26 protein-coding genes are annotated in these 26,245 nt (G+C 41.0%); 4 read left to right on the forward strand and 22 right to left on the reverse strand.

Translation table 11 applies throughout. The features are described from left to right. Positions 1–100: 100 nt before the first annotated feature. Complete coding sequence (locus IGJ28_RS00305; protein ID WP_103300384.1) at positions 101–1,345, reverse strand: extracellular solute-binding protein; 1,245 nt, start codon at positions 1,343–1,345, stop codon at positions 101–103. Positions 1,346–1,591: 246 nt separating this feature from the next. Between IGJ28_RS00305 and IGJ28_RS00310 the strand changes: the two genes are divergently transcribed. Continuing rightward, a complete protein-coding gene (locus IGJ28_RS00310) occupies positions 1,592–2,500 on the forward strand; it encodes an ArsR/SmtB family transcription factor (protein ID WP_003128730.1) in 909 nt (302 codons plus the stop codon). 124 nt (positions 2,501–2,624) lie between these two features. Here the strand turns inward: IGJ28_RS00310 and IGJ28_RS00315 are convergent, their stop codons facing one another. The 6 genes from IGJ28_RS00315 to IGJ28_RS00340 all read right to left on the reverse strand — a co-directional run bounded on the left by IGJ28_RS00315 (position 2,625) and on the right by IGJ28_RS00340 (position 8,327). After that, entirely contained in the window at positions 2,625–3,662 is a 1,038-nt protein-coding gene (locus IGJ28_RS00315) for a Gfo/Idh/MocA family protein (protein WP_138371512.1), read from the reverse strand. A gap of 15 nt (positions 3,663–3,677) precedes the next feature. Further along, entirely contained in the window at positions 3,678–4,646 is a 969-nt protein-coding gene (locus tag IGJ28_RS00320) for a sugar phosphate isomerase/epimerase family protein (protein ID WP_003128726.1), read from the reverse strand. Further along, positions 4,643–5,362, reverse strand: a complete 720-nt coding sequence (locus tag IGJ28_RS00325; RefSeq protein WP_003128724.1) for a ThuA domain-containing protein — start codon at positions 5,360–5,362, stop codon at positions 4,643–4,645. Before IGJ28_RS00325 ends, IGJ28_RS00320 begins: the two co-directional genes overlap by 4 nt. Further along, positions 5,359–6,108 carry a sugar phosphate isomerase/epimerase family protein gene (locus IGJ28_RS00330; protein WP_252712315.1) on the reverse strand — a complete coding sequence of 250 codons (750 nt, stop codon included), beginning with the start codon at positions 6,106–6,108 and terminating at the stop codon, positions 5,359–5,361. The genes IGJ28_RS00325 and IGJ28_RS00330 overlap by 4 nt, the downstream gene beginning before the upstream one ends. Before the next feature lie 26 nt (positions 6,109–6,134). After that, positions 6,135–7,208 (reverse strand): Gfo/Idh/MocA family protein, encoded by a 1,074-nt coding sequence (locus IGJ28_RS00335; protein ID WP_003128720.1) that lies wholly within the window; start codon positions 7,206–7,208, stop codon positions 6,135–6,137. A 255-nt stretch (positions 7,209–7,463) separates the two neighbouring features. Further along, positions 7,464–8,327 carry a helix-turn-helix transcriptional regulator gene (locus IGJ28_RS00340; RefSeq protein WP_003128718.1) on the reverse strand — a complete coding sequence of 288 codons (864 nt, stop codon included), beginning with the start codon at positions 8,325–8,327 and terminating at the stop codon, positions 7,464–7,466. A gap of 137 nt (positions 8,328–8,464) precedes the next feature. On the opposite strand from IGJ28_RS00340, the gene IGJ28_RS00345 reads away from it, so the two are divergent. After that, positions 8,465–9,253, forward strand: coding sequence for a PHP domain-containing protein (locus IGJ28_RS00345; RefSeq protein ID WP_252712316.1), 789 nt, complete (start codon positions 8,465–8,467; stop codon positions 9,251–9,253). Positions 9,254–9,434: 181 nt separating this feature from the next. Here IGJ28_RS00345 and IGJ28_RS00350 read toward each other — a convergent pair whose 3' ends face one another. The 13 genes from IGJ28_RS00350 to IGJ28_RS00410 form a co-directional block, all read right to left on the reverse strand. After that, entirely contained in the window at positions 9,435–10,397 is a 963-nt protein-coding gene (locus tag IGJ28_RS00350; protein ID WP_252712317.1) for a hypothetical protein, read from the reverse strand. 128 nt (positions 10,398–10,525) lie between these two features. Next, on the reverse strand, positions 10,526–11,050 hold the full coding sequence (locus IGJ28_RS00355) for a D-lyxose/D-mannose family sugar isomerase (RefSeq protein WP_138371507.1): 525 nt from the start codon (positions 11,048–11,050) through the stop codon (positions 10,526–10,528). Positions 11,051–11,067: 17 nt separating this feature from the next. Beyond that, positions 11,068–12,162 (reverse strand): PTS fructose transporter subunit IIC, encoded by a 1,095-nt coding sequence (locus IGJ28_RS00360; protein WP_138371506.1) that lies wholly within the window; start codon positions 12,160–12,162, stop codon positions 11,068–11,070. Between the two features lie 108 nt (positions 12,163–12,270). Further along, positions 12,271–12,585 (reverse strand): PTS fructose transporter subunit IIB, encoded by a 315-nt coding sequence (locus IGJ28_RS00365; RefSeq protein WP_138371505.1) that lies wholly within the window; start codon positions 12,583–12,585, stop codon positions 12,271–12,273. A 34-nt stretch (positions 12,586–12,619) separates the two neighbouring features. After that, on the reverse strand, positions 12,620–13,504 hold the full coding sequence (locus tag IGJ28_RS00370) for a ketose-bisphosphate aldolase (RefSeq protein ID WP_138371504.1): 885 nt from the start codon (positions 13,502–13,504) through the stop codon (positions 12,620–12,622). Between the two features lie 24 nt (positions 13,505–13,528). Then, a complete protein-coding gene (locus tag IGJ28_RS00375) occupies positions 13,529–13,993 on the reverse strand; it encodes a PTS sugar transporter subunit IIA (protein WP_138371503.1) in 465 nt (154 codons plus the stop codon). 3 nt (positions 13,994–13,996) lie between these two features. Next, on the reverse strand, positions 13,997–15,466 hold the full coding sequence (locus IGJ28_RS00380; RefSeq protein ID WP_252712318.1) for a BglG family transcription antiterminator: 1,470 nt from the start codon (positions 15,464–15,466) through the stop codon (positions 13,997–13,999). A gap of 338 nt (positions 15,467–15,804) precedes the next feature. Next, the gene (locus tag IGJ28_RS00385; RefSeq protein WP_003128712.1) at positions 15,805–16,743 is read right to left on the reverse strand and encodes a 2-dehydropantoate 2-reductase; all 939 of its coding nucleotides are present in this window, start codon (positions 16,741–16,743) and stop codon (positions 15,805–15,807) included. Between the two features lie 166 nt (positions 16,744–16,909). Next, the gene (gene trhO, locus IGJ28_RS00390; RefSeq protein WP_003128711.1) at positions 16,910–17,863 is read right to left on the reverse strand and encodes an oxygen-dependent tRNA uridine(34) hydroxylase TrhO; all 954 of its coding nucleotides are present in this window, start codon (positions 17,861–17,863) and stop codon (positions 16,910–16,912) included. 120 nt (positions 17,864–17,983) lie between these two features. Beyond that, entirely contained in the window at positions 17,984–18,739 is a 756-nt protein-coding gene (locus IGJ28_RS00395) for an alpha/beta fold hydrolase (RefSeq protein WP_103300376.1), read from the reverse strand. 103 nt (positions 18,740–18,842) lie between these two features. After that, positions 18,843–19,712: a fructokinase ScrK gene (gene scrK, locus IGJ28_RS00400; RefSeq protein WP_171917849.1), complete on the reverse strand. Its 870-nt coding sequence runs from the start codon at positions 19,710–19,712 to the stop codon at positions 18,843–18,845. 39 nt (positions 19,713–19,751) lie between these two features. Then, positions 19,752–20,249, reverse strand: coding sequence for an LURP-one-related/scramblase family protein (locus tag IGJ28_RS00405; RefSeq protein ID WP_003128705.1), 498 nt, complete (start codon positions 20,247–20,249; stop codon positions 19,752–19,754). 4 nt (positions 20,250–20,253) lie between these two features. Next, positions 20,254–21,129, reverse strand: a complete 876-nt coding sequence (locus tag IGJ28_RS00410) for an SPFH domain-containing protein (protein WP_003128704.1) — start codon at positions 21,127–21,129, stop codon at positions 20,254–20,256. A 171-nt stretch (positions 21,130–21,300) separates the two neighbouring features. Here IGJ28_RS00410 and IGJ28_RS00415 point away from each other — a divergent pair, with 171 nt between their 5' ends. Beyond that, positions 21,301–21,657, forward strand: coding sequence for a hypothetical protein (locus tag IGJ28_RS00415; RefSeq protein WP_003128703.1), 357 nt, complete (start codon positions 21,301–21,303; stop codon positions 21,655–21,657). Between the two features lie 223 nt (positions 21,658–21,880). On the opposite strand, the gene queG is transcribed toward IGJ28_RS00415, so the two are convergent. After that, positions 21,881–23,071, reverse strand: coding sequence for a tRNA epoxyqueuosine(34) reductase QueG (queG, locus tag IGJ28_RS00420; protein WP_003128702.1), 1,191 nt, complete (start codon positions 23,069–23,071; stop codon positions 21,881–21,883). A 272-nt stretch (positions 23,072–23,343) separates the two neighbouring features. After that, entirely contained in the window at positions 23,344–23,613 is a 270-nt protein-coding gene (gene rpsN / locus IGJ28_RS00425) for a 30S ribosomal protein S14 (protein ID WP_003128701.1), read from the reverse strand. 275 nt (positions 23,614–23,888) lie between these two features. Here rpsN and IGJ28_RS00430 point away from each other — a divergent pair, with 275 nt between their 5' ends. After that, complete coding sequence (locus IGJ28_RS00430) at positions 23,889–26,219, forward strand: HAD-IC family P-type ATPase (protein WP_252712319.1); 2,331 nt, start codon at positions 23,889–23,891, stop codon at positions 26,217–26,219. Positions 26,220–26,245 lie beyond the last annotated feature (26 nt).

A 26,245-nucleotide genomic window follows, 5' to 3' on the forward strand; every position in this document is an offset into this window, starting at 1 on the left:
TCTTTGAGAAATCTTATATGAGTCCTCTTTTGGTATGTGCCTTCTCGACATGTCTGAGCACTATCTTCTTTGCCTTCAGCTTTTGTCACAGACCCTGCGATTATTTCATTTTCTCTTCCACGACTTTTTGGATTTCACCAAAGGTATCTTTAATATCGGCTTTTCCAGTGATCATGTCCCAAGAACGATTATCGTATTCATCAAAAATGTAAGACAATCCATCGACTGCATTCACAGAGATCGCCGCCTGTCCTTTTTCTGTTTTCAACAAGAAAGATTGCGGCATCTTGACATATTCCTCATTGTCAAGCATCGCTAGTGAAGTTGGATTGGCGCCAGATTTCACCCATTCTAACTGGTTTGCCTGCAACCAAGTCAAGAAATCCACCATTCCCTCTTTCTTTTCATCAGACCGTTCTTCTTTTGTCTTAAACATCGCAAACTGATCAACTCCCGATCCTTGAACGATATTTTCCGCATCCCATTGCGGTGTAAAGGTTTCTCCCCACTCAAAGTCACTGATTTCTTCCATATTGCTCAACATCCACGTTCCTTCTGGCAAGAAGATCAGCTGTTGATTCGCAAAAAGTTTATTGGCATCTTCCCCGTCTGGCACCATATAGCCCGCATCATACAAATTTTTGAATTCCTGTACCGTGTTATACGAATACTCATTATCGATATTGATCTTGCCATCTTGATCTTGCCATTGTCCGCCCATTTGCTGATATAGATTGGAATAATTCTGCATCCCCCAGGTATAACCAAAGCTATAAACGCCATCTGCTTTTGCTTTTTCACCTGCCTGATTAATTTCTTCATAAGTCACGATGCCATCATCTAATGCTCCAGGAATGTATTTGTCTACCAGATCTTTGTTGTAATACATGACCCACGACCCCATGGTGGCTGGGATCCCATACTGGCTGTCCTCAAGAGTACCGGTATCCCAAGCTGCTTCAACATAATTGCTGCGATCTAGCTCTGTACCTTTGATCATGTCATCCCAAGAATCCAGCATCTCTTGGTTCTTATAGGTGGGAAGTGCTTCTGAAGCGACTAAAGCCAAATCTGGTACACCTTTCCCCGATTTACCTGCTGTAGTTAGTTTTGAGGTGAAGGTATCCCCTTGCATACTCACTAATTTCACTTTGAAATCCGGATCCGTCGCATTGTATTCGTCAATCGTCTTTTTGATTTTCTCCCCATCTGGTCCAGTTGTGGATGACCATAACAAAATTTCAGAACTCTTGCTTGAGTTGCCGCCGCCACTTCCACATGCTGACAATACGATGCCACACAGCAACGTCGCCCCTACTACCATAGCTGCTTTACTAAATTTCATTTTTCCACGCTCCTATTATTTAACTTATTTGTAAAACGATATTCCGACTCACTTTACTTTTTTCAACAACAATAAAAACCAAACTGTTTACACCGTTAAATTAACATCAAAATAAAGCGCTGTCAACAGCTATTTAACAACTAAAATAAAATATTTATATCGTTTAACTATAGTGTAAAATCATCAAGTTATGTTATAATAAACCTGCGCAATCGATTAACTAAAAAGTATAACGAGGTGAATAGAATGGAATTAAATTTAGAGAAAACTTCTTTACCGGTTTATGAAGCTTTAGCCAATGAGACGCGTTTGGCAATTTTGAGAGAGTTAGGCGGGGAAAGAAAAAGCATCAGTGAGATTGGGGAAAAACTGGCAATCAGCAACGCACTCATGACCAAGCACATCAAAAAATTAGAGCAGGCACAATTGATCAGATTAGAAAAAGGAACGGGAAAAGATTGGAAAAAGAAGTTTCTAGCTTTAAAGACTGATTTCATCAACATCAACTTCCCCGAAAAAGTATTTCCAGAAATGAATTTGACTTCATTACCTGTGAAAATTGGTCACTTCACTGATTTTAGAGCCGAGGCTTCTTGTGGAATGGCTACAAAAGATCGCCTGATCGGCGCATTGGATGATCCTAAATCCTTTTTGGCACAAGAACGAGTAGATGCCAGTATTATCTGGTTAAACAATGGATTCTTAGAGTACAAAATTCCGAAACCGCTAAAAAATGGGGAAAAAATCGAAATGCTGGAAATCAGCATGGAGATTGCTTCTGAATTCCCTATTTCCAATAATTATTGGCCGAGTGATATTTCTTTCTATATCAACGATGTCTGTTTAGGAACCTATACTGTTCCAGGAAACTTTTCAGATGTACGGGGGGCATTGACCCCTCAATGGTGGATCGATGAGTTCAGTCAATACGGCTTGTTGAAACATCTGCGGATCAACCGTTTTGATACTTCGATCGACGGAGAAAAACTGACCGACCATAACTTAAGCGAGATCGATTTGGATCACAGTGATTTCTTTACATTCAAAATTGCAGCACCGGCAACCGCAGAAAACGCAGGCGGTCTAACTATTTTTGGCGATCGTTGGGGCAATTACCCGCAGGATCTGCTTTTCAATTTTTATATTTCGGAATAAAAAAAGACACAGGCAAACAATCACCTGCATCACTTGATGATCTCTGTTAACTCTCCTTTGACTGCAAGATTTAACAGGGATCATTTGCTATGGCGGGATTCGTTTTTCTGTGTCTTGATTGCTCTTATTTTGCGCTGGCTACGGCAAAGATTCGTTCGATCAATTCCATGACGTTGCGAACTTCTTCATTTTTAACAATTGGTTCAGCACCGTGACGGACTACATGATAAAAATTCTTGTAGAAAGGATCAAAATCGGCTTTCGCTTCTGGGAATGGGATTGATTCTGCAGCCAATTCAGATGGCGGTGCCATTGTTTTCGTTAATCCAACACCTGCTTGGACAGGTTTAGGTGCGGCAACATCTTCGCGGCCAGTTGCCCGAACCATCTCACCATTCAATGCCCAATCTTGGATCGTAGCAGTTCCTTCAATTCCCTTAATGTACCAGCGAGGCAATTGGGTGTAATTGGAGGTCCCAACTTCCACGATTGCTTTGACACCATTTTCAAATGTGATCAAAGCAAAGAATCCATCGTCGACTTCTTCTCCCAGAATATAGCTTAAGTCAGCTTTCACATCTTTCACTGGACTGTCCACTAACCAAAGTATTTGATCCAACAAGTGAACGCCCCAGTCTAATACCATGCCGCCTCCTTGTTTTTTCACATGGCGCCAATCACCTGGGATGCCATTTGCACCTTGGACCCGTGATTCGATTTGGAAAAGATCACCGATCTGCCTATTACGATATAAATCGCGAACGATCAGAAAGTCTGGATCCCAGCGACGGTTTTGATGGACCATAAATGTATTGCCTGTTTCTTTGGCCACAGCAACGATTTCGTCTAGTTCAGCAGTGTTTAAAGCAACAGGTTTCTCACATACAACATGCTTACCCGCTCTGAGGGCTGCGATCGACAAATCCTTATGCAAATCATTCGGCGTTGCGATCAGCACTGCTTCAATGGTTTCATCTGCTAAGACTTCTTCATAACTTTTATAGATTTTATGCCCTTTTTCTTGTGAAATAGCTTGTCTTTCTTCCGAAATATCATAGGTTCCCACAATATGGATCCGTTCATTTTCATTCGGCAGGATGTTGTGCACATGGTAAGCACCCATACCGCCATAACCGATGACAACAAAATTGATTGCACTCATTTTCTATACTCCTCGTTACACCCACCACATTGCGGATGGTTCTTCTTTGATCATAATCGATTTCAAATTAGTGATTGCTCGGTTCAATCCTTCATCAACAGACATGATTGGATCTTCATGCTCGATACTCAAGACATAATCATACCCATAGATCCGCAATGCGGAAATGATGTCCGACCAAACTTGCAAGCTGTGCCCGCAGCCAACAGAGCGGAAAGTCCAAGCTCTTGTTTTGACATTGCTGTATGGCTGCATGTCTGTCAACCCATGCATGTTGATATTATCTTGATCAAGATACGTATCTTTGGCATGAAAATGATGAATCGCATCTGCTTCACCTAAAATCTTGACTGCTGCCACTGGATCGATCCCTTGCCACCACAAATGGCTTGGATCAAGGTTACAACCAATTGCTTTACCTGCAGCGTCGCGAAGTTTTAACATCGTATAAGGCGTATGAGCCAAGAATCCGCCATGCAGCTCAATACCGATTTTTACACCAGCAGCTTCTGCCTCGGTATTGATTTCTTTCCAATAAGGGATCAGCTTTTGCTCCCATTGATAGTTGTAATTATCATCGTATTCCGTTGGCCATGGCAGAACAGGCCAGTTGACTTGCGTGTCTGTTGCATTTCCTCCCGAAACACCAGAGAATCCATTGACGACAGGGACATTCATCAAACTGGCCAGCTTGATCGTTTTGCGTAATAATTCATCTGCTTCCTGCGCTTCATTTTTTAAAGGCGAAATGGGATTGTTGTGACAGCTTAACGCCGAGATTTCTAGTCCTTTGTCGGCTAATTTAGCTAAATATTCTTTCCGGTCTGCTTCACTAGCAAGCAACTTATCGATATCCAAGTGGGCATTGCCTGGAGAACCTCCTGTACCGATCTCAACTGTCTGCAATCCTTTTTCTGCAACTTCTGTGATCATTTCTTCAAACGTTAAATGATTGAATAATGGCGTAAATACTCCTAATTTCATTTGCCTACCTCCTCATTGGCTTGATAATGGCCGTACGTTGGGTACGTATTTTCTGTTGGTGCGCACCAACGTGCCGCGTTTTTGATAACTTTTTGTACTTTTTCGTTGTAATAACTCGGAAACGTCTCATGCCCAGGTTGGAAATAAAAGATCTTGCCATTGCCACGACGGAAGGTGCAGCCGCTGCGGAAGACTTCGCCTCCTGGGAACCAGCTAACAAAGATCAATTCGTCTGGAGTTGGGATGTCAAAGTGTTCCCCATACATTTCTTCTTTCTCAAGTTCAATAAATTCGCCGACACCTTCTACGATTGGATGACTCGGGTTGATATTCCAAATTCGACAATGCTGATCATCCACGCGCCATTTCAAGTCACAGGAAGTGCCCATCAATTTCTTGAAGACTTTTGAGAAGTGACCAGAATGGAGGACAATCAGACCCATTCCTTCTAACACCCGTTGTTGAACGCGCTGAACGATTTCGTCTTGTACTTCATCATGGGCCATATGCCCCCACCAAACGAGCACATCGGTATCAGCTAATACTTCGTTTGTTAATCCGTGTTCTGGTTCATCCAAGGTTGCTGTGCGAACTTGAAAATCATCTGCTTGCAAAAAGGCAGCGATTTGTCCGTGGATTCCTTCGGGATACATTGCCTGAACGGTTTCATCTGTTTTTTCGTGTCTAAATTCATTCCAAACAGTGACATGGATCATTGGTAAACCTCCTCAACGATAGCTTTTAATTGCAAATAATCGATGGCCGTCGCTTCTAAAGGTGCGTATTTTTGGAACGCTTCTTGTTCCACGATCAACCAAGGCAATTGGAATTGTTGCGCAACTGTGACATAGTCCTTGATAGGTAAAATGCCATTATTGATTTCTGTGCTTTCTTTTGGTTCTTCCTGCATATCTTTGATATGCAAAAGACCAACGGACTCTTGATGTTCTTTCAACCAAGTGAAAACATCAGTGCCGGAATAAGCGATCCAATAAAGATCTGCTTCTAATTTAAGTGCTGGATTTTCAGCTAACAATTCTCCCATCATTGATTTATTAGGAATCTCGGTAAATTCATGGGCATGATTGTGATAGTAGCATTCAAAGCCCTGAGCAGCTGCTTTCTTAGCAACTTCTGCAAACTCTCGGGCAAACTGTTGCCATTCTGCGAATGTCTCAAATGAAGCATATGGAACCACGAGTCGGTGATTCCCGATCGCTTTTTCATAGGCCAGTGTTGCTTCAAAATGATCCCGCAATGTTTCAAAGGGTAGATGAGAAGCAGCAACTTCCAAGTCGTATTCTTTTAGCGCGTTTGCGACCTCTGTTGCGGAATAACCGTAGTAACCCGCGAATTCGACTCCGTCATACCCGCTTTTTTTGACACTTTCAAGTGCTTGGAACAAGTCTTCTTTACACGCTTCTTGGATGCTCCATAACTGTAGTCCGATTTTTGGTTTCATGCTTTGCTCCTTTTTAGCGACTGCTTTTACAAGTAGACCGGTTCGCCAGTTGCTGAAGATTTGTAGATCGCTTCTAAAATCTCAGTAACTACCATTGCCTCTTCCGGCTTGACCACAGGTTCTGTGTCATTGATGATGGCGTTGATCCAAGATTGTGCTTCCAAGATTTCAGGCGTTTCGCCGTCCCCTTCATAGAAGTCGACACCACCAGTTTCCAACTCAATATTTTTTTCATACAACAAACTATGGTCTTCACCATTGATTGTTAAGCCATTATTCATATCCGCGCCAGCTTTGCTGCCCATCAATGTTGTTTTTGCTTCTTTGACATCTAAACTGTTCAACGCCCAGCTAGCTTCCAAGAAAATCGTTGCACCATTTTCCATCACGACAAATCCAAAAGCAGAGTCTTCTACCGAAAACTTCTCTGGATCCCATGACCCCCAAGCGTTCGCTGCATTCTTTGTCTGAGATAATTCATGGTAAGCTTTTCCGACAACAAATTTAGGTTGGTAGTTATTCATCATCCACAATGTTAAATCAAGAGCATGCGTACCGATGTCGATCAATGGTCCGCCGCCTTGAGCTTCTTCGTCTAGAAAGACGCCCCAAGTTGGTACGGCACGACGACGGATGGCATGGGCTTTCCCAAAATAGATATTGCCTAATTGTCCTTCCGCACAAACCTCGTGCAAGTAGCGGGAATCTTTTCTAAAACGGTTTTGATAACCGATCGTTAATTTTTTGCCTGTTCGATTAGCGGCATCGATCATTGCTTTTGCTTCTTCTGTCGTTTTTGCCATTGGTTTTTCGCACATTACATGGCAATCTGCTTCTAATGCTGCGATGGACAATTCCGCGTGAGAAGCATTTGGTGTACAAACATGCACAACATCTAATTCAGCTTCTGCTAACATTTCTTTGTAGTCGCTGAATACCTGGGCATCTTCTGTACCGAAAGCTGTTTTAGCTTCCACTGCTCGTTCGACGATCAAATCACAAAATGCGACCATTTCCGCTTCTTTTACTTGTGATAATGCCGGCATGTGTTTGCCATTCGCAATCCCACCGCAACCAATGATTCCAATTCTTACTGTCATCTCTTTCCTCCTGAAAACGCTTATTATTTTCTACTCATTCATTATAGCGAAAGGATTTGACAGGTTCTTCCCAATTTCCTCTTAAAAAATTCCCGAAATTTATCTTATGGAACTCTCACTAAAACGAATCAAAGACTCCTTCACACCAAATAAAAACACCCAAACAAACAGTGAACAACCGCTTAAAAATTGCGCTTGTTCAAGGGTTCGAGTGATTGACAAGATTGGGTCGTTGATCTAGCTTTCATCAAGTATTCAATTATTTAATTGTTTCTGATACTGCAATGGGGATTGTCCTACGGTCTCTTTGAACACGTGATGGAACGTTTTGACACTGGCAAATCCGGCTTTTTCCGCTACTTCTGCCATTGGAAGTTTCTCGTTTGCCAAAATGAATTTGGCTTGATTAATCCGGTATTCCGTCAGAAACTGCATGAATGTTTTTCCAGTATTCGTCTTAAAAAAGCGGGTAAAGTAATGGGGACTGAAGCCAACATGCTTCGCTGTTTCTTCCATCGTTAAGACATCTTGGTAATGGGATTCAATATATTCAAACACTTCATCCAGACGTTGCAGCGTTTCTTTGTATTGAGCTGCAGAACGTTTCAAAGGAGCGATCTTTTTGGCACGTGGCGGCAAACCTTGATAACATTCGCCGATCAACTGATACAAAAATCCCATCGTCAAATAGCGTTTACCAGCTACTTGCTCTTCCTCTAACTGGTAGAGTTCGATCAACAATCCTGTGATTTTTTCGGTAAAACTGACTGGCCAATGCTTGCTGTGGGGTTCCCCCTCATCAAAAAGCGTCTTTAAAGAAAGTTCTTTTTCTCGCAAAATGGTTTCATCAAACAGTGCGAAATCAAACTGATACACATACCGCTCACTCTCTGGAGAAGCCAAAAAATAGTGCGGCTGACCGCTGGCAAAAATGTACAGCTCGCCTTCTTCCAACTCAATGATCTCATCAGCTACCCCAATATTGACTTTTCCTCGTTTCGCATAAATCAGCTCGATTTCTTTATGTACATGGGGATAAACGATCGTCAGCCCATCATTAAGGAATGTCCGAAAGCGAAAATCGCTTTCAAATTCTGGAATCTCAAGATACATACTCATACTGCTATTTACTCCTTTGCTTCCATTCTCATCCATTATAGAACAAAGAGTTTTTGTACGAAATGCTTTTCTGATTTTTTATGAAAAAATAGTCGCTGCTCGCTTTTTATGGTATCTTGTACAAAAAGGAGGTTATTATGAATTACTACGATCAGCATTTGCATACTTTTTTATCTTTTGATTCAGAAGAACGCGTCGAAAATTATTTAGCTTTTCAACCGGAATTTTTTGTGGCGACTGACCACTTTGATCTCAAGAACCCTTATTCAAATTATCGCGATGATATTCCCGATTATGAACAGCTTCAACAATGCCATCAGACTTTACAGGAACAAACAGCAACGAAACTTTTGAAAGGGATCGAAATCGGTGTCGTTCCTGGGCAAGAAACACAAATACGCGACTATCTGGATCAGCATCCTTATGACCTGAAGTTAGTGAGCATCCATCAAAACGGTTCCTTTGACTATATGGATGATGCCGTATTGGAGAAAGACAAACTTACCGTCGTCAAGTCTTATTTTGATCAGATGGCCACAGTTTTAGATACTTTTTCTGACGGACATATCCTGACCCATTTTGACTACGGGTTGCGGCGCTTCGACTTTACAGCAGAAGAACTTGCACAGCATTTCGAAAAAGAACTGACAGTTATTTTCAAGAAAGTCGTCGCTCGCGAGCTAGCTTTTGAAGTCAATGCCAAAAGCTTTGGTTCTTATCAAAATGCATCACTTTACGAATATGCGATCCCACTCTATCAAAGTGTGGGGGGAAAACTCTTTACACTAGGTTCAGATGCTCATAAGTCCAGTGATTATCGCTTGTTATTTGCCGAAATGAGCCAGATGCTGCGCTCCTTTGGTGTAGAACAATTGGCCGTCTTTCAAGGAACCGAAAGATACATGACAGATTTGCCTGAAGGTTGAGGGAGGATATAGCAAGCTTATCAGAAAAAACGGATATGAAAGAAACAAGTAAAACTATCTACTATATACAAACAATCCACATTACCGCTCTTGAAAAATTTCGCAAAACGGCAATGTGGATTGTCTTTTTAGTTTGCTTTTATCCTAACATAAAAACTGCTCTTCACTGGAAAAACTCGTTCTACTCAATGATGTACTCCGTAATCGAATAATAATTTTTGTCTAAATAGTCCGCCAGTTCATGAACATAATTAGGCCTTCTTTGCATCTCGAATGTAATGCCTTGATGTTTTTGTACTGGTGATCCAGAAACCAAATTCTGCTCAGCTATTTTATTTAGTGTATAAATCACAGCACATTCTTGATTTGAACGAATATGCAACCAGTTAGTTCGGGCACGATTCGTCAGAGAAATCAATGGGTGCTGATTTCTTTTTTTGAAACAATACCCTAGATCTATGCCCCCACTACAAATCTTGGATAAATCCTCTTCTGAATCAAAAGCTTCCCCAATCCTCTTCTCAGTTGTAAAATCAAATTTTTGATAGCGCGTACAACTTTGAAAATCAATATATTCTCCTGTAGGAATGAACTGTTCATCGATAAGTTGGAGTTTTGCATCCGCCATCTTCAGTAAGTGATCCTCTATTGTTCTCTTTTCTCTATCTAGGTTAAAGTAAGCATGATTAGTCAAATTACATACTGTTGGAACTTCTGCTTCTCCTTCAATTTCTATGGTGAAAACATTTTTTTCTATACGATAACTGATTTTTATCGCCATTCTCTCATAGGGTCCGGAATCGTTATCTAATCTAAGTTCATAGGTCGTACGATTCTTCTTGAAAATTCGAAACTCTCTAAGATGAAATCCAGCGGCTCCTCCATGTAAATGATTACCTTTTTCATTTTTGTCTAAAAGAATTGAATCTTTCTTATGAGATAGATAATAAGCAGGAAATGTTCTTCCTGCATTCCTTCCAATGATTGCACCAAAAAAATATGGATTAGTGCAATAATGCCATAAATCATCATAGGAGAGGACATAATTTGTTTTAGTCTTTTTGTTTATAATCTTAGTAATACAGCCTCCCATAGCTAAGAATTCAATTTGTATTTCATGATTTTCTAACGTATAACGTTTCATATCCCCCTCCCAAAAACATTGTTCATCTTCATAAAAGCTTAGACCACATATCAGCATTCAAATATGACAAACTTATCGTTTTTATTAACGATTATTTGAATCGTTTGTTTCTTTCTCACTAGTTCTCGTCAGAAATTTGTTGGTAAACGTTGGATATGTGGATTTGTAAAAATATCGCTAGCATCGTCACTAGGGGAAGAAAATTCTGAAATAACTGCACCTTCACTTGAAGCTTGAAACCAATGTTTCGTGTCGGGATCAATCGTATATTGTTGGCCTGGTAGCAACTCGATTTCATTAAAAACTGTATAAAAATTTTCCGTCTTTCGAGGAATCTGACTGCTTATCTTTCCTTTTTCTCCAGTTCCTTCTACATATAGATAGACTTTCCCACTTCGACATCGAAATGTTTCTTGTTTCCCTTTCTTGCTTCCGATCGAAGGATGAAGATGTTCTGGACAAGTTTGAAAAGGTAGCAGAACCATCTCTTTAGCACAATATCTCTCATTATTAATATAGACAATCAAATTCAATCCTTCTTCTGCAATATTGTTTAAACCAAAATCGGCATACTCGATTTGTTCTAATTCTTCTTTGGTAAAAGCAATAGGTATATTTTCGAAAAAACTTTTTACTTTCTTTTTATAATCCATCCCCTTCAATCCCACCTTTAACTGATTTTTAGCTCGTCCCAAGAGATGTCTTCTTCTTTTTCTTCAATAACTATTTCTGCATTGGGATCAACAGCTTTTTTCAAGACTATAATAGTAAGCGCAGTGGCTAAAGAACCGATAAACAAAGCACCGATAAATGCCCACGGACGAGTCATAGTAGGAATAGCAAACATACCTGAAGCTGGAATATGGCTATCGGCTCCCCAAAGCATGCTCAATCCGCCACCGATTGCTCCACCGATCCCTGTTGCAATAACATTTTTTACTAAATCATTTAAAACAATTGGAAAACATCCTTCTGTAATTTGACAGATTCCCATGGGGAACGCCGTTTTTAGCGCTTCTTTTTCTTGATTCGTGAAAATATTTTTTCTAATGACTTTCCCAATAAAAAAGGCCATCGTCAACCCAAATGGAGTTACCATAGAAGCAAGAATAAGTACTGTGATTGGTTCATAGATCCCTTCAGAAAAAAGTGCAAAAACAAACGCAAAAACAACTTTGTTGATAGCGCCTCCATAATCAATCGAAGCTAAGATACCTATGATTGCCCCATAAAGAAACAAAGAGTTTGTGTCTAATCCTCTCAAATAATTGGTCAATGATTCTGTTACCCATATAATAGGTGTCCCTACTATATAGTACATAATCACTCCGGCAATAAATGAACTAACAAAAGGGATAACCAAAGTTGGCATCAGGCCCTGCATCCATGCAGGAACGTGAATATAATGAATCATTAGTAATACGATTACTCCCGAAAAGTAGCCAGAAACAATTCCTCCCAAGAACCCCGTACCCGTACCATTAGCAACCATCCCAATAATCAATCCAGGAGCAATCCCTGGCTTATCTGCAATAGAATACGCAATAGCGGTTGAAACGATCATCGGAAGTAGCCCTAGGCCATATCCTCCCATAGTTGTCATAGCATCAGCAAATGTCCACGTTCCTTTAAAATCTTCGATGGTCGCTCCGCCCATCATATTCCCTATAGCCAAAAGAAAACCTGCAGCAACAACAATTGGTAAAAAAAACGAAATGGCGGTCATCAAATGTTTTTTGAATCCAACTTCTTTTATCAGTGTCATTTTTCGCATCCTCCTAATTTTAGTAACCGTGACAGAATCTAGTAAATATGCATAGAAAATGTTTGAAAGTAGTTTTCCTTACTAAACTCTGTCACAAACTGTTGATGGCTATACTTTTACTTGTATTTCTTCAAATTTTTCGACTAATTTTGATGGTGACTTCACGACCAATCCTGTTGGAACATCAACTACTTTTTTCCCTTTGAAACGCTCCCTGCCATTTACTTTGATATCTGCTGCGATAACAACGATATCCGCCTCTTCAATACTTTCCTTCGTTAAGACATCTTGGGTTCCAGCTAATCCTTGCGTTTCGATACTGATTTCATGTCCCCGTGCAGTAGCAGCTTTCATCAACTTCTCTTTTGCAATATAAGTATGGGCGATACCTGCTGTACAGGCTGCAATACCAACGATTTTCATTTTGGTTCCTCCTTTAGTATCGAATAGAAAATTACTAATTTCTTCCTTTTAGTCCATAGTATTGTGCCTTATTCTCAGAGTTAAAAAGTTTTATTTTTGCAATCGCTACTTTCTTCGTTTCTGCCATACAAGACGGAAATAACACATTAGGTTCCCTGATCTCTGTATTTCCGGCATTTAATACTTCTCTTAATTTATTTGCGAAAACAATTTTGATATCGGAAGAGATATTTATTTTGTTTACCCCCATTGTTACAGCTTTACTGATTTCTTCGTCAGGATTCGAGGATCCCCCATGTAGCACCAAAGGAATATCTGTTATCCGCTCAATCTCTTCAAGAATATCCAATCTTAATTTAGGTTCCACATCTTTAGGGTAGATTCCATGAGCCGTTCCAATAGCTACTGCTAAACTATCAACTCCAGTCTTGTCAATGAAGTCTTGAGCAACTTTAGGGTCTGTGTAAATCACTTCACTGACGCCGCCTTCAACAGTATTTCCTGTATCGCCTATCGTACCAAGTTCCGCTTCCACAGAAACGCCGACTGCATGTGCCGTTTCTGCAACTTTCTTAGAAATCGCAACGTTTTCTTCATATGGTAAATGTGAGGCATCAATCATTACCGAAGTAAACCCTAATTGGATCGCATGAATCACTTGCTCATAACTGCCGCCATGGTCTAGATGAATACAAACCGGCAGTTGACTATGATTTGCCAAAAACTTCACCTGGCTGACAAAACTATCTGTCAAAAAGCTCAACTCGTCAGGATGAATAGCAATCATTACAGGAGATTGTGTTTCTTCACATGCTTCCATTACAGCATTTAGCAATTGCCCTGAGCCAGCATTAAAGGCTGGTACTGCAAACCCCTTTTCTTTTGCCACTCCTAAAATTTCTTTTCCAGATACTAACATATCTTCATTCCTACTTTCTTTTTATTATTTTTCAGTGATTAACTGATAAATTTCTTCTGGTGATGACGCATGTTTTAGGTTGTCTAAAAATTGATCATCAGCAAGCATGATGGCGACTTGTTGTAGCAACAAAATATGGGTTGTATTTACATCGGAATCTTTAACTGCGAACATAATGACAACTTTAACCTTTTCATCGTCGAGAGATTCCCACTCAATTGGCTTCTTGAGTGTTGCTACTGCAAGTGTTGTCGTTTTTACGCCTTTGGATTTCCCATGAGGGATGGCAATACCTTGTCCAATCCCAGTCTCCCCTTCTTCTTCTCTGAGATATACATCGGATAAAAACTCCTCCTTGCTGATAATAAAATCATTATTGTAAAGGATATCGACCATCTCTTTTAGCAGATCGTTTTTATTAGTTGCTAAGGAATTAATTTTGATAAGTTCCTTTCTTATAATTTTTTCCAATGCTATTGTTTTATCCACTCGCTACATCTCCTTTAGCATGTATTTTAATTTTTGAATTTGATGCTCAGTCAATAAAGGACTTATCGTTAACACAGGTATATCGACTTTTTCAATCGGCTTTTTCAAAGTTGATAGGATCAAATCAATATTTTCGTTTAGAAAGTCTTTATTCTGTTGGACTTGTCGTTGACTCATAGTTGCAACAACATTTAGATTAGGAAAGTAATTTTTCAATCGTGCTTTTAATAATTCCGATGTCCCCACTCCCGAAGAACAAACTAGAAGGATATTTCGTTGGTGTTCCTTGTTTAACTTGTATTTTTCAAAATATAAAGTTAGGTATCCAACCTCTTCTTCATTTATTTTTGTGTCGAACATCAAATCATTGTTTATTCGTTCAACGATTTTCATGAGTTTGTCAAAAGTTTCTTTATACTCAATTTTTTCTTCATTAAGGAGACTATTCTCGATAATGATACCGCTTCTTAAACGACTCAACATAGGCAAGATATGTTGCAATAAATTTTCGTGTAGCGTACGGCAGGAAGGTAGTAGACGAACATCGCTTAAATTAAAAAATTGCGTGATCAATTGTTGTGTGATCAAGCTGCCCAGTGTTTTATCAAGATTACTGCTTTCACGTGCTTGAATTCGAATAGAATAAATATTTTCAAAAATAAAATACTGTTCGATCTCACTTAAACCAATATTTAAATAGCATTCTAAGTTCTTTTTTATCTCTTTCGAGACATTTTTTAATACCTTATTTGCATCCATCAATTGTTGCTCACCTAATTCAAGTGGTTCTTGATCATCCAAATAAGAAACATTTCCTTCACGATACCGTTTAAGAACCATATAAAGATGAGTAAAAAAAGTAATATCATAGGGATAATTGATTGTCTCCCCAATCGCTCCTTCTAAGATCATTAATTGTTTATCGATAAAAAACTTATCTATTTCGTTCACTTTGATCCCTATTTCTCCCAGAGCATTTACTTTGTTTAAATCAATTATCAGCTGATTGATTGCTTTACGGATACTATTTTCTGATCCAGTGAGCCAAGCAAAATCCTGATTGATATGAAAGAGAAGGTCATACTGTTTGAACGTGTGAGCTATCTTTTTTATAAATCGTTCAGTGGTACTTTCACTGACATACGCCAGTTTAAAATGATCGCGATCAATTTTCTTGGGATGTTTAAACAATAGTGTCAGCATAAGAGTGTTCAGAATATTCTCTTCTTGATAATCGATAATAGGATGAATAGAAATATTCATCATGCGCTTATTCAGCCTGTATCCCTTTCCTGTCTCAGCAATAATGAATGATTCGCCAAATTCTTTTTCTGAGATATCATTGATCCTCTTCACGCGCCGATAAACTGTTTTATTAGACACAAACAGCTTCTCTGAGAGTTCTTTTGCTGCGATGAACTTCTCGTAATTCAACGAATGAATCAACTCATTTTCACTCGAACTAAAAACCATCTCACTCACCTCACATCTATAATTTATCATCAAAGTAGGCGGTTACATTTCAATCTATGTCCTTATCTATGGACAATCAAAGCTTAATATAATTGTACTATAGCTCCTAAATGACATAACTTGTATATGAGAATTAGAATGTATGGAGACCGTGGTCTTTTTTTTAAAGAGAATAGTTTTGCGATCAAAAAAAGCTTGCCAAACAATCTGTTCAGCAAGCTCAAACTAATCTTATAAAAAGATACACCAGTATTTATAAATTAAAGAAAAGTCTCGATTCATTCAATGAGTTATTATGGATACCGTTACCCTTAAACACCCAAAACATATAGCTTCTACTACTTCGCTTCAAGCACATCTTCTTTGGCATGGATCAATTGGGTCAAGAAGTCGCAATAAGGCGTGGGAACATTGTATTTTCGACCTTTACGCGAAATAGCCCCGTTGATGTAATCGATCTCCGTTTTACGATGATTATTGATCAAATCTTGATACATGGAAGGATAGTGCAAGCCAATACCTGCAGGATCATAGGTTTTTTCAATATGGGCAACGACTTCTGGAACATCTAGTTCTACCGATTCATGAGCAGCAACAGCTGCGAATTCTCCAACAATGGTTTGCACCATTTGTCGTGCAGTGGCTGTATTTCCAAACTGTGCAATGTTGACATCCAAAATTGAACATAAACCATTCAATGTACCATTGACACAGGCTTTACGATAGATTGAATAGCGAATATTTTCAGAGTATGACGCATTCAATCCAGAAGCAGTCAGTACCTCAGCCAGTTCTTTGGCCGCTGCTTCTTTGCCTTCACCAATGTTTTGCAGTTCAACCGATCCTTCCCCAAACAATCGAACTTGCCCAGGTCCAATCAAATCTGCTGTCCATAGGGTATTTCCTAAGAAAATTTTATCGGTAGCGACATATTTTTCAATTGTATCTTCATGTCCAATGCCATTAAGTAAGCAAAGTACTCTTGTTTGATCACCGATTAGTGAAGCAATGTCTTGCATCATTTGGTCTAATTGCATCGCTTTTGTAAAAACAATGATCAGATCCGCTGGCGTATCCGCCGTTACTTCGGACTGTGGATAAATGGGGAAAGATTCTGTGATTTCTTCTCCATCCAAATTTGCTTGTAGTCCATTGGTACGGATCGCTTCGATATGCGCTGGCCAACCATCGATCAACGTTACATCGTTGCCGCCTCTTTTTAATTTAATGGCAAATCGGCTGCCCATGGCACCAGCACCAGCAATAACAATTTTCATCTCTATTCCTCTTTCCTATCTGACAATTAGGTATAGTTTACTCCAAATCAAACAAATATGCGAGGGGCTTGCCTTTTTTAAAGTGAAATTTGTTAAAAAAATCAATTGGAATCGTTTGATTTTTCAGATAATTAAAGAACAAAAAAAGATCCTTTTCAGGATCTTTTTAAACCGTCACTTCAGACGCTAGTTGTGCTAAAACTGCTGCTTGTTCTTCTTGAGAGATATTGTGCTCAATGACGTAACGATTGTTTTCATTGGCGGCACATTCATAGCAGCAGCCGCCTAAGTGTGCCGCTTGATTCTCTTCCGAAGTGAGGAACTGACGATTGCACTCTGGATTTGCACAATTGACGTAACGCTCACATGGTGTGCCATCGAACCAATCGCGACCGATCACGGTCTTGTCGACATGATTGATCTCAACACTGATACGTTCATCAAAGACATACATCTTACCGTCCCACAACTCTCCTTGAACTTCTGGATCATTGCCATAAGCAAAAATTCCCCCGTGAAGTTGTGCTACGTCTTGGAATCCTTCTCGCAACAACCAGCCCGAGAATTTCTCGCAGCGAATCCCACCTGTGCAGTAAGTGACCACTTTTTTATCCATGAATTTCTCTTTGTTCTCAATGATCCATTGAGGCAATTCACGGAAACTGCGGATATCGGGACGGACCGCACCTCGAAAATGACCAAGATCGTATTCATAATCATTCCGCGCATCGATCACTACGGTATTTTCATCCAACAACGCTTCTTTGAAATCTTTCGGTTCTAGATACTTTCCGGTTAGTTCTAAAGGATCGATATCATCTTCTAAGTTCAATGACACCAATTCTTTTCGCGGCCGAACAAACAATTTTTTAAAGGCGTGTTCTTCCACCTCATCGATTTTGTAGTAGATTCCTTTGAAACGGGGGTCCGCTTCCATTTTTTCCATATAGGCATCCGTTGCTTCAATCGTTCCAGAAAGCGTTCCGTTGATTCCTTCTTTCGCAACAAGAATTCGACCTTTGATACCGATCTCTTTCCCAAAAGCTAAATGCTCTTTCGCAAAACTTTCTGGATCTTCGATGGTCGTGTATTTATAAAATAATAAAACGCGATAGTTCACAGTCATTCCTCCTTTTTTCCACCCTACAGTATAAAAAAGAAAAATGAAGAACACGAATTTTATGCTTGTACATAACCACACAATCCCTTTGCTTACCTAGATACCTGTCGTTTTTTGTTGTCAGAGTGAATCAGTGCTTTTTCCTAATTGTTCAACAAAAAAGGCCGTTACCTGATCCATGGTCTCTCCACGAACTAAATGTCGTTCTTCGCGAGAGATAAATGTCAGATTCGCTTCTGGATGCCCTTGCACAAAGGTTTCTACATCGTCGTAAGGGATTTTCTCATCTTCCGTCCCATGCCAGAACAACAATGGACGTCCAGCTAGTTTTTCTGGTTGCGTCTGGAGATCATAAGCTTCGATCCATCCTAGCAGCAACTGATAGTCATCTGGGACAAAGAAACCTGCAGCACCCGCATGTTTCTGGATCCGTTCACGGTAACCGATCATCGATGGCGAGCCCATCACACACGCAGCAGCGGTGATCTCCGGATGTTGGCATAGCAAGCCGCAAGTCGTCATCCCTCCCATTGAAACGCCTCCTACAGCGATTTGCCCATTTACCAAACCTAGATTTTCAAAGAAATCCACCAAATAAGAAAACTCAAATAAGTTGGTATGAATGCTTTGCCAGAAAATCAATGAAGGAATCTCGGATAGTTGGGTCTTTCGCTCCCCATGATTGGCGGCATCAGGTAAAATCACACGAAAGTTTTCCCGTGCTAGTTTTCGACCTTGCGTCAGTACCAATTCTTTACTCGTTTGCCAACCATGATAATAAATGATCAACGGCAACGGTTCATAGATCAAATGTTCTGGAACGACTTCCAATACTGGGATATTCCCGATTTTTCTTTTACGAACTGCAATTTTCATCTCTTTCCACCTCTGCTTAAGTATACGCATTCTGCTCTTACCTGCCAAATAATCCCTTCAATCACAAAAAAATCACACCAATGTTTTGGTGTGATCACATGTATCAGGAATGTAACACAGCTTCTCGTGCTAGTGCCAGACAGCCTAATGTTCCTGCATTGTCTTCTAATTCAGGTGTCACGATGTAGTCTGCAACTGCTGGTGTTTTGACATAGCCGTTGACCAATCGTTCAAAAGCTTGATGAACCTTTTCCACCATGTGACGCTGCTTCATTACGCCACCACCAAAAATAATGACATCCGGTGAAAGCATCAATGTAGTGTTGTAGGCGCATTGCGCGATATATTCAGCTTCGATGCTCCAGAAAGGCTCATCTTCAGACAATTCCTGTCCTTTCTTTCCTAAGCGTTTTTCAATCGCTGGACCTGCGGCCATCCCTTCGAGACAGTTGCCATGAAATGGACAGCTGCCTTTGAATGAATCATCAGGATGAGGCACTACCAGCATATGTCCCATCTCCGGATGACTGAATCCCTCAACAAAGCGGCCATCTTGTAATGCACCGCCGCCAACACCGGTGCCGATCGTATAATAAACTACACTGGATAGTCCTTTTCCTTTACCGAAAACATATTCCCCATAAGCTGCAGCATTGACATCTGTAGTCCAAGCAATGGGGATGGGAAAGGCTTGTTTCATCGTACCTACAAAATCAAAATTCTGCCAAGCTAATTTGGGTGTGGAGGTAATGTAGCCATACGTTGCGGAATCTCGATGGATATCGATTGGACCAAAGGAACCAATACCGATCCCTACTAACTGGTCTTCATACTTTTTGAAAAAATCGATCACTAATGCCATTGTTTCTTCTGGTGTGGTGGTGGGAAAACTGATCCGTTCTTTAATGGCCATTTCTTCATCACCAATCGCACAAACAAATTTTGTACCGCCTGCTTCTATCGATCCGTACATCTTTCCGTCTCCTTTTCCATCGTTGCTTTCATTTTCTGTTTAAGTACTGGCAGAACTCGCAGCTGCACCATCATCGGCTTTTACGCGATCGATGGCAATGACGAGACAAATAATCAAGTCCTCCAGATCTTCCTCATAAACCGTTACTTCATAGGTATCCCCCCATGAGATCCAGCGTTTATGAATCTCAGCAATTTGACGTCCCTGTCGATTGACGACAAAGTCCATGTCCCACCAATTCCCCTGAATTTCAATTCCTTGGGCATGGATGGAATAACGCGCTTTGAAAAGCGTGAATTCTTTTTCTAGAACAATTGCTTCTTCTCCATGTACCTCAACAAAAAACTTGGGCAATAGACTAAACACTTTCTTTGTGACTTCACCGATTTGCTGTTGTCGTTCATCATAAATCGCAAAGCTTTTAGGAATCTTCATGAAACTCCCTTCGACAAAATAGCGCGGCTTTTGCTGCTCATCCATGACAGTAAATTTTTCACCGATACTGAAGACTTTTTGCTTGATGTAAAGTTTTTTCATTTGATTACACCGCCTTTTCTTTCACATCGCCTGTATTGATCACAGGTTGAGTGCCTTTGTCAGTAATGATCGATACGAGTAAATTGTTGATCAATTGGACTTTTCGATCGTCAGTAAAGTTAATATCCTGGCCATCTTCGATCTGTTCCAAGGCCATTTGTGTCATGGAGACCGCTCCTTCAACAATGATTTGTCGTGCCGATAAAATTGCTTTGGCTTGCTGACGCTGCAACATGGCACTAGCGATCTCAGTGGCATACGCCAAGTGATTCAACCGCGTCTCGATCACCTCGACACCGGCTACCGCTAAACGCTCTTGCAGTTCTTGTGCCAGTTCTTCAGAAACTTCATTGGTATTGCCTCGCAAAGTCAAATCATCATCATTAAAAGTGTCATAAGGATACTGGGTAGCGATATGGCGAATCGCTGTTTCACTTTGGATCTCAACAAAATCTTGGTAGTAATCGACATCGAACAATGCTTTGGCCGTATCTACGACTCGAAAGACGACGACTGCTGAGATTTCGATCGGATTGCCATCAGAATCATTGACCTTCAATAAAGAGCTATTGAAGTTACGGACTTTCAGTGATACATTGATTTTCTGTGTTAGCGGCACAGTCACAAAGAGTCCATTGTCTTTAATGGTACCTAAATATTGACCAAAGAAAAGAATCGCTTTCGCTTGATTCGGCTGCACAATCGTCAATGAACTAATGAACAAGATAGCGATGATCCACAACACGACACTGATGACTAACTCCCAAACCGCATTGCGGACAATCCCATCATAAAAGAGATAGCCGCCGCCGATCATTAAGGCGATCAAGACGATCAGTGCTAAGTAACCGTTAACATGAAACGTTTGTTTTTCTTTCATCTTTACTCCCTCATTTCTTTTAATACCATATTACCTTTGTTCACAAAAGACTTCAATTCTTCTTCTCATTTTTTTAACCCCTTTCATAGACCTGCGATCATACTATTTTGCAATCAACCAAATTCCCGCTACAATGAAATGAGAGTCAATTGACAAGAAAGGGGTATCCAAATGGCACAAAAAATTTCATTAGAAAACGTAAAATGGTCATTAGAAGAAATCATTCAGACTGTTGGGACTGATCTATCTTCTGTTGTCGAAATTCAAAATCAAGAAGGAATCGATGTCGTGGTGATTGCCAAAGATGAATGGCAGCACCTCTTAGAACTACTCGATGCGCGCCATGCACAAGGCTATCGAATCGATCAAGAACTGCCAACGGATATATTGATTGACGTTGCTGATAGCGACAACGAATACCAACAAACAGCTGAACTAGAGATGGAATTACCGGAACGTGTCCATCCAGCACCAGACTTTGAATTAGACTCAGAAGAAATCGTTGAAAGCGATGATGTGCTGGATTAAGCTGAAAAAATAGACTACTGTGAAAAATCTTCCCCTAAAAATAGCATCCATTCGACCAATAGCCGAGCAATGTCGGAATACTTCCAGACCTTTCAGGTCATGTCGCATTTGCGGCATAGTTGACGTATTCTAAACATTGCTCGGCTCTTTATTATCAAAAATCGCGTGCTTTAATTTTTTGTACGATTGCTCACGTGCTTATGGAGTTCCGCCTAGCACGCAATCAATCAACTGACTTGTTTTTCCGATCTGCACCGGAGGATGCCACGATCGTTTTTAAGCGTTCGATCGCCGCTTGTAGTTCAACGCGTGCTTCTTCTTCTGGTTCTAGTTCTTCGCATTGCTGTAAGCGTTCTAGCCATTGTTCGGGTTCTTTGATGCCTAATTGTCCAATGGCCCAATAGGCTGTTCCACGGATGACAGGTCGGACGTCTTCTGTCGCACACCGCCAGATGGCTGGCAATGCGGTGCGATCTCCCAGATTTGCTAAGGCAATGATCGCATTACGCTGCAATGGTTTCTTCCCGCGCCAAGAACCAGATAAATGCCCAAACTGATTCTTAAAAGCTTTATTTGATAAAGAAAGCATTGGCTGCAACTTAGGATAAACGGTTTCTACTTCCGGTTCCATTTCCTGATGAAAATGGAAATCCTTGCCTCGATTGTAGGGACAGACCAACTGACAAATATCACAGCCATAGATGACATTATGCATCTTTTTACGATATTCCTCAGGCATCATGCCTTTTGTTTGTGTCTGATAGGAAAGGCAGCGCTGTGCGTTCATTCGCCCATCCCCTAAGAGCGCTTTTGTAGGACAGGCAGTAACACAGCGCATACAATCCCCACAGCCAAAGGGTACCGCTTCATCTGTTTCGAAGGAAATATTGGTGACGATCTCGCCTAAATAAACAAAAGAACCAAATTCTTCCGTGATCAATAAGCCATTGCGGCCAATGAACCCCAAACCAGCACGCTGTGCAACTGCCACATCCACCAGCTCACCGGTATCCACTTGCGGGGCAAACCGCCAGCTTTCTGCTTCTTCCAGATTCTCTGCTTGCGCTTTGATAAACTGGATCAATTTTTCTAAGCGATCACGTAAAATATCATGGTAATCGATCCCCCAAGAGGCGCGGGCAAACATCCCCCGTTTCTCATCTCGCGGCACTTTCTCTTTGATTTTTGTCGGATATGCCAGAGCGATCGCAATGATTGTTTGCGGATTTTCAAAGGTTCTTTCTGGATATATCCGCTCTTCGATCACTTGATGTTCGAAACCAGATGTATGGCCTTTCGCGCGCTGCTCCCTCAACGAGGACTCTAATTCATAAAACGGTTCAGCAGAAGCAAAGCCGATTTTATCAATACCTAAACGCTTGCTTTCTGCGATGATTTTCTCTTTTAAAGACATGATATACTCCTATCCAACATGTGTTCATCAGACCTTCGTCTTTGCTTTTTCTATTATACGAGACCACTTCCGATTAGTCGAATCGCTGCCCTCAAAAAATTCAAACAAAAAACTACCTAAACGCTCGGCGTCTATCTCCCAGTCTTTTTAGGAGATCAGCTGCCTCAGCATTCAGATAGTTTTCCTTGAATACCCCTCCATACAGCGCATTTCTGAGCTATCTAGAAGGGAAATCGTTTGATTGTATTATTTTTGTTACACCTATTAAATGTTTACCAACTAGCTTTTTTTACACCTGGCAATTTGCCTTCATGTGCCAATTGTCGAAAAGTGATCCGTGAAAGACCAAATTTACGCATATAGCCCCGTGGACGACCATCAGTCATATCCCGATTCTTCAAGCGATTCGGATTAGAATCTTTAGGCAATTTTGCTAAAGCTTGGTAATCTTTTGCTTGTTTCAATTGGTAACGGATCTCTGCGTATTGCTCGATCATTGCGGCTTGTTTTTTTGCTTTTGCTTGTTTTGATTTTTTGGCCATTATTTTCTCCTTTGTTTTTTCTATCCATCATTCTAAAAAGAAAAGAAATCAGCTAGCAGAGTCCTCCATTTTCGATTCAAAAACAACAAATCGAAATCATTACTATTTGAGCATTATGACTATATCAAGTTTCTGGGAACAAGTCAATGAAAAGCCCCTTCTTTCGAACAAACCGCTACTGTTTTTTAAGATTTCAATTATTTTTTCATCATTTCTTGCAATGACTTCTTGGCATGCTAGACTAAACAAGGAATCTGATAGAAATGGAGAATTATATGAAGCAAATAGATACGGGACTTACCTCAGAAGAAGTCACACAACGAACCGAACAAGGCCAACACAACGATTATGAAACAAAAACATCGAAGTCTACGACAGCAATTTTTAAGGACAATATCCTCACATTGTTCAATTTGCTGAACTTGTTGATTGGTGTCTGTCTTCTAGCAGTTGGCGCCTATTCCAATTTATTTTATCTGGTAATCATTTTGATCAATATCACTGTAGGGATCAGTCAAGAGATCCATGCTCGAAATCTAGTCAAAAAACTCTCGATCATCGCCCAACAAGAAATACGTGTGATACGAGATGGCGTTACACAGTCGGTGGATGCCAAATCCCTGGTCCTTGATGATCTTGTTGTCATTGGTGCAGGAGAACAGATTCCAGCCGACATGGTGGTTTTATCTGGACAAGCCGATGTCAATGAATCAATGCTGACAGGCGAAGCCGATCTCGTCGTCAAAGAAAACGACGCGACTCTCTTATCTGGCAGTTTTGTCGCCAGTGGAGAGGTCACTGCAAAAGTGATCCGCGTAGGAGCAGAGAATTATGCGGCAAAATTAAGCAATGAAGCCAAAACACATAAACCGCTGCGTTCAGAGCTAGTTTCTTCGATTCGCAAAGTCACAAAATTCACCAGTCTAGTGATTGTTCCATTAGGGGTGATCCTATTTCTACAAGCTTATTTATTTCGTGGCAGTGACTTAAAAGAAGCAGTGATCGTTTCGTCTGCTGCTTTATTAGGAATGCTGCCTAAAGGACTCGTCCTATTGATCAGCATTGCTTTGACCACGGGTGTCATCAAACTAGCCAAAAAAAGGATCTTAGTCCAAGATATGTACGCGATCGAGACACTGGCCCATGTCGATACCCTCTGTTTAGACAAAACCGGCACATTAACGGAAGGTCGATTATCCGTCGAATCGATCCAGCCAATCGATGACACCCAAGATATAACGGCAATCTTAGGCAGTTATTTGGCTGCCAGTACCGACAACAATGTGACGATGCAAGCGTTGCGCCAAACCATCACCGGATCTGAGCATTACCAGTCCTTTGCAGCAATGCCGTTTTCTTCTGATCGAAAATGGGGTGCTATCGCATTTCACGAATTAGGGGCAGTCTACCTAGGAGCACCTGAAAAGACGATCGCCAACCAACAGCTGCCGCAAATTCAAGAAGCGCAATCGGCTGGTTTAAGAGTCCTCGTCTTGACTCTTGATCCTCATTATAACGACGCCAATCAGCCCTTTGATCCAGAAAAGGCTGCCCCGCTGGCAGTTCTTGTTCTTGCTGATGTGATTCGGGAAAATGCAGAAAGCACATTGGCCTACCTGTCTGCAGAAGGAGTGGACTTGAAAGTGATCTCGGGTGACAATCCGATCACTGTTGCAGCCATCGCCAAACGCGCCGGATTGCCTAATTCCGAGAACTATATCGATCTTTCCCAACTAACAGAAGAAGCAGACGTTCGTCAAGCTGCCCAAACCTATACCGTTTTTGGGCGAGTGACGCCTCAGCAAAAGAAACTGCTAGTTTCTGAGTTGAAGGCACTAGGCAATACGGTCGCCATGACTGGAGACGGCGTCAATGACGTGTTGGCACTGCGTGAAGCCGATGTCAGTATCGCTATGGCTGCTGGGGACAGTGCGGCTCGTCAAATCGCGAATCTGGTTTTATTAGATTCCGATTTCACGACACTGCCAGCAGCACTCTTTGAAGGTCGCCGTGTCGTTAATAATGTGACGAAAGTATCTGGGATCTTTTTTATCAAAACGATCTACAGTTTCCTATTGTCCTTACTATGTGTTGCCACTTCTACGGCATTTCCTTTCATTCCGATCCAAATCACATTATTGGACCTGGCAATTGAAGGATATCCTTCCTTCTTCCTTTCCTTTGAAGAAGACAAAAAGCGAATCACCGGCCGTTACTTGCCTACCGCATTGCTGCGGGCGTTGCCGAGCGCACTCTTGGTGCTTTTGAATTATTTCGCTGTACAGTTCCTGCAAACTGACTATGGCTGGGAACCAATGACCGCAACTACATTGTTCTATTATCTGCTGATCGGCATCAGTTGTTTAGCTGTGATCCGCAGCTGTTTGCCGCTAAATCCATTGCGCTTATTTTTGATCGTAACCACGATTAGCGGAACATACATCGCCGCAATGCTCTTCCATCACATTTTAGAAGTAGGCTTTTTGACTAGCATCACCTTGCCAATCTTTGTTGGATTGATGGCGATCAACTGCTTATTGCAGTGGGGGCTATCTGCCCTTGCAACACAGATCACCCGCCGGCTAGAGCAAAACGCTACGGCTTGATCAATGGAAAAAAATGATTCCGGACA

Origin of the sequence: Enterococcus sp. AZ091, assembly GCF_051714805.1 — a bacterium.
Lineage (GTDB): Bacteria > Bacillota > Bacilli > Lactobacillales > Enterococcaceae > Enterococcus_D > Enterococcus_D gallinarum.

Bases quoted from the DNA above. Each gene is read 5' to 3' on its own strand.
- IGJ28_RS00305 (WP_103300384.1), bottom strand. From the start codon at position 1,345: ATGAAATTTAGTAAAGCAGCTATGGTAGTAGGGGCGACGTTGCTGTGT.
- IGJ28_RS00310 (WP_003128730.1), top strand. From the start codon at position 1,592: ATGGAATTAAATTTAGAGAAAACTTCTTTACCGGTTTATGAAGCTTTA.
- IGJ28_RS00315 (WP_138371512.1), bottom strand. From the start codon at position 3,662: ATGAGTGCAATCAATTTTGTTGTCATCGGTTATGGCGGTATGGGTGCT.
- IGJ28_RS00320 (WP_003128726.1), bottom strand. From the start codon at position 4,646: ATGAAATTAGGAGTATTTACGCCATTATTCAATCATTTAACGTTTGAA.
- IGJ28_RS00325 (WP_003128724.1), bottom strand. From the start codon at position 5,362: ATGATCCATGTCACTGTTTGGAATGAATTTAGACACGAAAAAACAGAT.
- IGJ28_RS00330 (WP_252712315.1), bottom strand. From the start codon at position 6,108: ATGAAACCAAAAATCGGACTACAGTTATGGAGCATCCAAGAAGCGTGT.
- IGJ28_RS00335 (WP_003128720.1), bottom strand. From the start codon at position 7,208: ATGACAGTAAGAATTGGAATCATTGGTTGCGGTGGGATTGCGAATGGC.
- IGJ28_RS00340 (WP_003128718.1), bottom strand. From the start codon at position 8,327: ATGAGTATGTATCTTGAGATTCCAGAATTTGAAAGCGATTTTCGCTTT.
- IGJ28_RS00345 (WP_252712316.1), top strand. From the start codon at position 8,465: ATGAATTACTACGATCAGCATTTGCATACTTTTTTATCTTTTGATTCA.
- IGJ28_RS00350 (WP_252712317.1), bottom strand. From the start codon at position 10,397: ATGAAACGTTATACGTTAGAAAATCATGAAATACAAATTGAATTCTTA.
- IGJ28_RS00355 (WP_138371507.1), bottom strand. From the start codon at position 11,050: ATGGATTATAAAAAGAAAGTAAAAAGTTTTTTCGAAAATATACCTATT.
- IGJ28_RS00360 (WP_138371506.1), bottom strand. From the start codon at position 12,162: ATGACACTGATAAAAGAAGTTGGATTCAAAAAACATTTGATGACCGCC.
- IGJ28_RS00365 (WP_138371505.1), bottom strand. From the start codon at position 12,585: ATGAAAATCGTTGGTATTGCAGCCTGTACAGCAGGTATCGCCCATACT.
- IGJ28_RS00370 (WP_138371504.1), bottom strand. From the start codon at position 13,504: ATGTTAGTATCTGGAAAAGAAATTTTAGGAGTGGCAAAAGAAAAGGGG.
- IGJ28_RS00380 (WP_252712318.1), bottom strand. From the start codon at position 15,466: ATGGTTTTTAGTTCGAGTGAAAATGAGTTGATTCATTCGTTGAATTAC.
- IGJ28_RS00385 (WP_003128712.1), bottom strand. From the start codon at position 16,743: ATGAAAATTGTTATTGCTGGTGCTGGTGCCATGGGCAGCCGATTTGCC.
- IGJ28_RS00395 (WP_103300376.1), bottom strand. From the start codon at position 18,739: ATGAAAATTGCAGTTCGTAAAAGAAAAATCGGGAATATCCCAGTATTG.
- scrK (WP_171917849.1), bottom strand. From the start codon at position 19,712: ATGTACGGATCGATAGAAGCAGGCGGTACAAAATTTGTTTGTGCGATT.
- IGJ28_RS00405 (WP_003128705.1), bottom strand. From the start codon at position 20,249: ATGAAAAAACTTTACATCAAGCAAAAAGTCTTCAGTATCGGTGAAAAA.
- IGJ28_RS00410 (WP_003128704.1), bottom strand. From the start codon at position 21,129: ATGAAAGAAAAACAAACGTTTCATGTTAACGGTTACTTAGCACTGATC.
- IGJ28_RS00415 (WP_003128703.1), top strand. From the start codon at position 21,301: ATGGCACAAAAAATTTCATTAGAAAACGTAAAATGGTCATTAGAAGAA.
- queG (WP_003128702.1), bottom strand. From the start codon at position 23,071: ATGTCTTTAAAAGAGAAAATCATCGCAGAAAGCAAGCGTTTAGGTATT.
- rpsN (WP_003128701.1), bottom strand. From the start codon at position 23,613: ATGGCCAAAAAATCAAAACAAGCAAAAGCAAAAAAACAAGCCGCAATG.
- IGJ28_RS00430 (WP_252712319.1), top strand. From the start codon at position 23,889: ATGAAGCAAATAGATACGGGACTTACCTCAGAAGAAGTCACACAACGA.